Raw genomic sequence first — 5,964 nt, forward strand, 5'->3', positions numbered from 1 at the left:
ACGCGGGCGCGCGCTGTTCGCGCAGACCTGCGCCCTGTGTCACGGCCAGAACGCCATCGGCGGCGTGAAGGATCTGCGCCACATGGACCGCGCCACGCACGACAAGTTCGCCGAGATCGTGCTCGGCGGGATCTATCTCGACAAGGGGATGGCCAGCTTTGCCGATATTCTGAGCGAAGACGATGGCTCGGCGATCCACGCCTATATCATCGCCCGCGCCAACGAGGACTGGGGCCGCTAGCGAGGGCCGCGAAACGGCAACCGGCTTGAACTTTGCCCGCCGCCCCGCGATGAAGCGCGGATGACCGGGATCACCATTTCAAGGGAAGGGCAGGCCGCGCGCCTGTCGTTGTCGCGCGGCAAGGCGCTTAACGCGATGACACGGGAGATGTGCGAGGAGTCTCTCGCGGCGCTGCTCGCATGGCGCAGCGACGACAGCATCGCCATGGTCATGATCGACCATGCGGGCGAGCGCGGCTTTTGCGCCGGGGGCGATGTCGCCGCGGTGCGTCGCTCGGTGGTGGAGGGGGATGGCATCGAAGGCCGCGCCTTCTTTCTCGCCGAGTACCGCCTCAACCACCTGCTGTTCGCCTATCCCAAGCCGGTCGTGACCTTCATGGACGGGGTGACCATGGGGGGAGGCGTGGGCATATCGCTTCCCGCCAAGTTCCGCGTGGCGACCGAGAACACGCTGTTCGCCATGCCCGAAGGGGCCATCGGCCTGTTTCCCGATGCCGGAGCGGGCTATACCTTCGCGCGGCTTCCGGGCCGGCTCGGCCAGTTCCTCGCGCTGACCGGCGCGCGGCTCGATGGGGGCGAATGCCTGTGGGCCGGGCTTGCCACGCACTATCTGGAGAGCGCCGTGCTGGAGGATGCGAAGGCGCGCATTGCCGAGCAGCCGGAGCATGCCGAAGCGATCCTCGATGAACTGTCTGCCAGCCCGCCGCCCGCGCGCCTTGCGGGCAATGCCGAAAACATCGCCCGGCACTTTGCCAGCGACCGGCTGGAGGAGATCCTCGCCTCCCTCGCTGCCGACGATGGCAAATGGGCGGGCAAGGAGCTGGCGGCGGTGAGCAGCAAATGCCCGACGACCAGCAAGGTCGCACTGCGGCTGCTCGCCGAGGGCGCACAGCGCGATGACTTCGCCGAGGAGATGGCGCGCGAATATGCGATCGTCAGCCGCATGATTACCCGGCCCGACTTTGCCGAGGGCGTACGCGCGGTGCTGATCGACAAGGACAAGGCTCCGCGGTGGAATCCTGCGCGCCCGGAGGACGTGAGCGACGAGATGCTCGATGCCCTGTTCGCGCCGCTGCCCGAAGATGAGCGCTGGACCCCGGCGGTGATCTGACGTCCCTTGCGATCACTGTGATCGCAAACGCCTGTCATGCCCCCCTTTGCCAATCGCACGGCAATCGCCATCTTGCGCGCGAAGGAGGGTCATTCCCCATGATCGAAGTTCGCAAGTTTGCCGATCTCGGCAAGTCCAACCACGGCTGGCTCGACGCCAATTTCCATTTCTCGTTCGCGGAATATTTCCGGCAGGACCGCCTGCACTGGGGCGCACTGCGCGTGTGGAACGACGACAAGATCGCCGCCAAAAGCGGTTTCCCGCCGCACCCGCACGAGAACATGGAGATCATCACCTATGTTCTCGAAGGCGCGATTTCGCACCGCGACAGCCTCGGCAACGAAGGCCGCACCAAGGCGGGTGACATTCAGGTAATGAGCGCGGGCACCGGCATCACCCATGCCGAGTACAACCTCGAAGACGAGCAGACCCACAGCTTCCAGATATGGATTCTGCCCGACCGGCAGGGTCACGCGCCAAGCTGGGGCACCCGTGAGTTCCCGCGCGGCGAACGGGCGGGCCGGTTCGAAGTGCTGGCCAGCGGGCGTGAAGGCGATGACGATGCGTTGACGATCCACGCCAATGCCCGCGTCCTCGGCGCAACCGTGGCGGCTGGTGAAAGCGTCACTTACGAGCTGGGCGGGCGTAAGGGCTATCTCGTGCCCGCGCGCGGCAAGATCGAGATCGACGGACAGGTGGCCGAGACGCGCGATGGCGTCGCGATTGCCGATGTCGATGTTCTCACCGTCAAGGCGCTCGAAGATGCCGAACTGGTGATGGTCGAAACGGCCTGACCCGCAGATAGCCCTCTCCCGATGGCGGGGGAGGGCTATTCGTGCCCCTATTCGTGCCCCCCTATTCGTGGCGCAGCGCCTCGATGGGGTCGAGCTGGCTGGCGCGGCGCGCCGGGAAATAGCCGAACACGATGCCGATCAGCGCCGAGATCACGAAGCTCAGCACATTGATGAACGGGTCGAACACGAAGGGGAAGCCCAGCGCCGCCGAAAGGCTGGCCGAGAGCACGAAGCCCAGCACGATCCCCACCAGCCCGCCGAAACAGCACAGCACCACCGCCTCGGTCAGGAACTGCAACCGCACTTCGCTCGCCAGCGCGCCGATGGCGAGGCGAATGCCGATCTCGCGGGTGCGTTCGGTCACCGAGACGAGCATGATGTTCATGATCCCCACGCCGCCAACCACGAGGCTGATCGCGGCGATGGCGGCGACCATCACGGTCATGGTGCCGACGGTGTTGGAGACGGTTTCGTTGATCTCGGCCGTATCGACGATGTCGAAGTCGTTGGCCTGCCCGTCGAGCAGCACGCGCCGCTCGCGCAGGAGGTCTACCAGCGCATCGATCATCGCCTTGTTGTCGTAGCCCGCATCGTAGGACACGGCCATGTAGCCGATGTTGTCGTTGCCGGTGAAGCGGCGCTGCACGTTGGTCAGCGGCATGAACACCGAATTGTCGTCGTCGCCGTTACCGCCGACATTGCCGCGGCTGGCAAAAACGCCGATCACCTGACAGCTGACATTGTCGAGCCGCATCCGTTCGCCCAGCGGGCTGTCCGCCGCGCCGAACATTTCCTCCACCACTGTGGGGCCGATGATGCAGACGTTGGCCCCGGCGCTTTCTTCCTCGTCGGTGAACAGGCGACCCTGATCGAGCTTGATGCCGCGCGCATCCATAAAGGCGCGGCTGACGCCCTCGACCTTGGTTTTCCAGTCCTGCCCGTTGTAAATCGCGGTGACGTTCTGGTCGACCTGCCCGGCCACCGACTTCACCCCGGCGATCTGCTCGCGCACGGCATCGACGTCGCGCTCGTCGAACGGGCGGAACTGGCCGCGTTCGCCCTGAATCGGGAACACGAAAAACATGTTCGAACCGAGTGAGGAGATCTGCTCCTCGATGTCGGCGGTCACCCCGCGCCCCAGCGTCACCATGGTGATGACTGCGGACACGCCGATGATGATCCCCAGCGTGGTCAGGAAGCTGCGCATCAGGTGGCGGCGGATCTCGCGGAAGGCGAGCATGAGCGAGGTGCCGAACATCAGGCGCTTGCTCCCTGTTTCAGCGCCAGCCGCTCCGATTGTTCGATGCGTTCGACCAGCCCGTCCTTGAAGTGGACCACGGTCTTGGCATAGTCGGCCATGTCGGGTTCGTGGGTAACCATCAGCACGGTGATGCCCTGATCGTTCAACTCGGCCATGAACTTCATGATCTCGACCGAGCGCTCGGAATCGAGGTTGCCGGTCGGTTCGTCGGCCAGCAGAACCTCAGGGTCGGTGACGAGCGCGCGGGCGATGGCGACGCGCTGCTGCTGTCCGCCGGAAAGCTCGGCCGGGGTGTGGTTGGCCCATGGTAGCAGCCCCACCCGGTCGAGTGCCTTCAGCGCCGCCGCGTGCCGTTCGGCGCGGCCCATGCCGCGATAGACCAGCGGCAGCTCGACATTTTCCGCCGCCGTGGTCCGGGAGAGCAGGTTGAAGCCCTGAAACACGAAGCCCAGATAGCGCCGCCGCAGCAGCGAGCGCTGGTCCTTGCTCAGCGACTGGACCTCATGCCCGAGGAAGCGGAACACGCCGCCGCTCGGCTGGTCGAGGCACCCCAGAATGTTCATCGTCGTCGACTTGCCCGAGCCCGACGGCCCCATCACGGCGAGGAAATCGCCGCGCTCGACGGTCAGGTCCACGCCCTTCAGCGCCTGGAACGCCGCCGCGCCTTCGCCGAAGGTCTTGGTGATGCCGCGCAGCTCGATGATCGGCGGTTCAGCCATGATGCGCGCGCCTTACTCGCCCGCCGCCTTGAGCGCGGTGACGACCTTCATGCCCTCGGTCAGCTCGTTGGAGGTGACCACGGTAAAGCGCCCGTCCGAAAGGCCGGTGGTGACCGGGATCGGGCGCAGGGTGCCATCGGCTTCGAGCACATAGACGGTCTGCTTTGAGCCCGCGCCGATCGTTGCACGCGCTTCCTCGCGCGCGAGCCCGCCGACCTGACCGCCCAGTTCGATGCCGCCGGTTTCCTTCTCTTCGGGCGGCTTGAAGCGCAGCGCGCCATTGGGCACGGCCAGCTGCCGCGCAGTGCTTTCGGTGGCGATGTTGGCGGTCGCGGTCATGCCGGGGCGCAGCAGGCCCTCGGGGTTGGCGACGGTCAGCCGCGCCTCGTACTCGACCACGGCATTGGTCTGCGTCTGAGTGGTCTGGCTGCTGGTGGAGATATTGCCCGAGGCAAGATCGATCCGCTCCACCTGCGCGGGGAACTGACGGCCCGGATAGGCATCGACAGTAAAGGTCGCATTCTGACCGGCGACGACCTGCCCGACATCGGCCTCATCGACCTTCACGCGCAGCTGCATCACCGAGAGGTCTTCGGCGAGGATGAACAGGGTGGGGGTGTTGAAGCTCGCGGCCACGGTCTGCCCCGGCTCTACCTGCCGCACCAGCACCACACCCGATACAGGCGAGCGGATCACTGCGCGGTCGCGCTGGGTCTGGGCGCTGGAAAGCGAGGCCTGCGCCGACACTACATTGGCCTGCGCCGAGGTCAGCCCGGCGCGGCTGCGCTGCAAGGCGCCTTCGGCCTGCTCCATCTCGACCTTCGAGGGCACGCGCCCGTTCGACAGGCGATAGACCTCGCGCAGCCGCTCAAGCTGGGCCTGATCGACCGCCAGCGTGGCGCGCGACTGCTCGACCGCGGCGCGGGCTGCGGCGAGCTGGGCGCGGGCCTGGGTGATCTGGTCGTCGATCACATCGGTGTTGATATAGGCGAGCACCTGCCCCTGACGGACCTGATCGTTGACGTCGACCAGCACCCGGTCGATCCGGCCCGACACTTCCGAGCCGACCTCGACCTGATTGGTGGGGCGCAGGTTGCCCGTCGCCGTCACCACCAGATCGAGCGAGCGACTGGTGACCGCTTCGGTGACATAGGGCGGCTGCTTGTCGCCGCCGCCGAACACCAGCGCGGCGACAATGCCGGCAACGATCAGCGCCGCAATCGCCCAGACGAGCTTGCGCTTGTACCACTTGGGTTTGCTTTCGGTGCCGAGGAATTCGTCGATCGTCTGGTCGCTCATGGGTCGGTCCTGTCGCTGGGGCTCTGCGCGGAGCCACTCAGGGGGAAGTCATAGGCATCATCGCTCCACCCGCCGCCGAGCGCCTGGGTCAACTGGACGAAGGCGCTGGCCCGGTCGGCCTCGGCGGTAACGAGCTGGTTGCGCGCCGAGAGCAGCGCGCTTTCGGCGGTGAGCAGGGTGCGGAAGTCGATCAGCCCGGCCTCGTACTGGCTGCGCGCGAGGATCGCTGAATTGTTGGCCGCATCGAGCGCTTCTTCGTTGATCGTCACGCGCTCGTCGGCGGTGCGGCGGGCGACACCGGCGCTTTCGACCTCTTCGAGCGCCGAGAGGATCGCGCCTTCCCACTGCGCCAGCGCGGCCTCGGCTGCGGCCTCGGCGCTGTCGACCTGCGCGGCGGTACGCCCGCCGTCGAACAGGAGCTGGCTGATGCTGCCGACCAGCCCGCCGGTGACAAGATCGAACAGGTTGCCGGCGGTCACGGGGCCGGTTCCGATCGAGCCGGTCAGCCGCACCAGCGGCAACAGCTGCGCGCGGGCCACG

The 5,964-nt window shown here is 66.5% G+C and carries 7 protein-coding genes; 3 read left to right on the plus strand and 4 right to left on the minus strand.

Features of this window, described 5'->3' with window-relative positions:
• From D2V17_RS04020 to D2V17_RS04030, 3 genes are all read left to right on the plus strand, one after another.
• Positions 1-241 (plus strand): c-type cytochrome (locus D2V17_RS04020; protein ID WP_191229070.1); only part of this gene is annotated, 241 nt, incomplete at its 5' end.
• A 60-nt stretch (positions 242-301) separates the two neighbouring features.
• Positions 302-1,351: an enoyl-CoA hydratase/isomerase family protein gene (locus D2V17_RS04025; RefSeq protein WP_119591849.1), complete on the plus strand. Its 1,050-nt coding sequence runs from the start codon at positions 302-304 to the stop codon at positions 1,349-1,351.
• A gap of 98 nt (positions 1,352-1,449) precedes the next feature.
• Positions 1,450-2,145 (plus strand): pirin family protein, encoded by a 696-nt coding sequence (locus D2V17_RS04030; protein WP_119591850.1) that lies wholly within the window; start codon positions 1,450-1,452, stop codon positions 2,143-2,145.
• A 61-nt stretch (positions 2,146-2,206) separates the two neighbouring features.
• Here the strand turns inward: D2V17_RS04030 and D2V17_RS04035 are convergent, their stop codons facing one another.
• The 4 genes from D2V17_RS04035 to D2V17_RS04050 all read right to left on the minus strand — a co-directional run.
• Entirely contained in the window at positions 2,207-3,403 is a 1,197-nt protein-coding gene (locus D2V17_RS04035; RefSeq protein WP_119591851.1) for an ABC transporter permease, read from the minus strand.
• The gene (locus tag D2V17_RS04040) at positions 3,403-4,125 is read right to left on the minus strand and encodes an ABC transporter ATP-binding protein (protein WP_119591852.1); all 723 of its coding nucleotides are present in this window, start codon (positions 4,123-4,125) and stop codon (positions 3,403-3,405) included. Before D2V17_RS04040 ends, D2V17_RS04035 begins: the two co-directional genes overlap by 1 nt.
• A 12-nt stretch (positions 4,126-4,137) precedes the next feature.
• Positions 4,138-5,424 (minus strand): efflux RND transporter periplasmic adaptor subunit, encoded by a 1,287-nt coding sequence (locus tag D2V17_RS04045; RefSeq protein WP_119591853.1) that lies wholly within the window; start codon positions 5,422-5,424, stop codon positions 4,138-4,140.
• The coding region (locus D2V17_RS04050) for a TolC family protein (protein WP_191229071.1) at positions 5,421-5,964 on the minus strand (544 nt) is incomplete at its 5' end. The genes D2V17_RS04045 and D2V17_RS04050, both read right to left, overlap by 4 nt.

The sequence above is a fragment of the Aurantiacibacter xanthus genome (genome assembly GCF_003584015.1).
GTDB classification, from domain to species: domain Bacteria; phylum Pseudomonadota; class Alphaproteobacteria; order Sphingomonadales; family Sphingomonadaceae; genus Alteraurantiacibacter; species Alteraurantiacibacter xanthus.

Coding starts and splice junctions, on each gene's coding strand:
- D2V17_RS04040 (WP_119591852.1), bottom strand. CDS start 4,125: ATGGCTGAACCGCCGATCATCGAGCTGCGCGGCATCACCAAGACCTTC.
- D2V17_RS04025 (WP_119591849.1), top strand. CDS start 302: ATGACCGGGATCACCATTTCAAGGGAAGGGCAGGCCGCGCGCCTGTCG.
- D2V17_RS04045 (WP_119591853.1), bottom strand. CDS start 5,424: ATGAGCGACCAGACGATCGACGAATTCCTCGGCACCGAAAGCAAACCC.
- D2V17_RS04030 (WP_119591850.1), top strand. CDS start 1,450: ATGATCGAAGTTCGCAAGTTTGCCGATCTCGGCAAGTCCAACCACGGC.
- D2V17_RS04035 (WP_119591851.1), bottom strand. CDS start 3,403: ATGTTCGGCACCTCGCTCATGCTCGCCTTCCGCGAGATCCGCCGCCAC.